Source organism: Sulfuricurvum sp. PD_MW2, assembly GCF_002633015.1.
Taxonomy (GTDB): Bacteria; Campylobacterota; Campylobacteria; order Campylobacterales; family Sulfurimonadaceae; genus Sulfuricurvum.
In genome coordinates this window covers 1-1,054 of sequence record NZ_NSIU01000074.1, presented here as the reverse complement: position 1 = coordinate 1,054, position 1,054 = coordinate 1, and the positions used below count along the sequence as shown (strand labels likewise).

Below are 1,054 nucleotides of genomic sequence, written 5' to 3'. Positions count from 1 at the left end.
AAGAGATAGATGTTAATAAAAGACAGAAATACAGGAAAGGAGTGACAAAAAGAAGAAGGTTATTAAAAAATAATCAATCATTTGCTATCATTGTCTCATTGGGCGAATACCAAAGTAGTCAAATGGGTCTGACTGTAAATCAGATGGCTTCGGCCTTCGGGGGTGCAAATCCCTCTTCGCCCACCGATTGAGCCCGATGGGAAATGCCGATGTAGTTCAGTGGCAGAACATTCCCTTGGTAAGGGAAAGGTCGTGGGTCCGATTCTCACCATCGGCTCAGTTAATAAAATAAATAAAAAGTATGGCAACAAAAAAGAAAAAAAGATCAAAATTAGTTTGTACAGTTTGCAAGAAAACATCATACTTCACTAACAAGACAAAGGCAGTAGAAGACAAGTTAGAGATGAGTAAATTTTGCAAAGAGTGCAAGAAACACACAACTTTTAAAGAAGTTAAGAGATAAGAAGGGAATGAGCATCCCTTTTGTCTTAGGGGCGTAAGCTCAACGGTAAACTGCCTCTCTCCAAAAGAGGTCTTGAGAGTTCGAATCCCTCCGCCCCTGCACGCTACATTTAGTATCGAGAGACCCGGTTAGTTCGAATACCGGCGCCCCTGCACGCTACATTTAGTATCGAGAGACCCATATGCGTCAACAAATAATAACAAATTTAATAGCTAGTCGTAACACCTCTTTTTGAGGTGTTTTAATTTGATTTAATTATATGAGAATAACGGCTTCAAAATTATATGACTATCTTCAATGTCCCCACAGAATATGGCGTGATACTTATGGTCCACAAGAAGAAAAAATAATTGAAACTAATCCATTTGTCCAGCTTCTATGGGATCGTGGCGTAAGATACGAAAAGGAAATTATTGATTCTTTGGGTGCTTATTTAAACTTAAGCGAAGGAAGTTTAGAAGAAAGATTTAAAAAAACGACAGAAGCACTCAAAAATAAAATACCACTAATATATCAAGGAGTTTTAATTAAAGACGAATTAATGGGCATTCCTGACCTTTTGGAAATTAAACCGAATGGAAACTATATACC

Annotated in this window: 2 protein-coding genes and 3 tRNA genes; all 5 read left to right on the top strand. The window is 37.7% G+C overall.

Going from position 1 to position 1,054, the window contains the following annotated elements:
• Positions 1-100 precede the first annotated feature (100 nt).
• Positions 101-183 (top strand) — tRNA-Tyr (locus tag CJD30_RS11685).
• Positions 184-205: 22 nt separating this feature from the next.
• Positions 206-277, top strand: a tRNA-Thr gene (locus tag CJD30_RS11680).
• A gap of 24 nt (positions 278-301) precedes the next feature.
• Positions 302-463, top strand: a complete 162-nt coding sequence (gene rpmG / locus CJD30_RS11755) for a 50S ribosomal protein L33 (protein ID WP_366722943.1) — start codon at positions 302-304, stop codon at positions 461-463.
• A gap of 27 nt (positions 464-490) precedes the next feature.
• A tRNA-Trp gene (locus CJD30_RS11675) sits at positions 491-562 on the top strand.
• A gap of 160 nt (positions 563-722) precedes the next feature.
• Positions 723-1,054, top strand: a 332-nt coding sequence (locus tag CJD30_RS11670) for a hypothetical protein (protein WP_294919357.1), incomplete at its 3' end; no start/stop codon positions are given.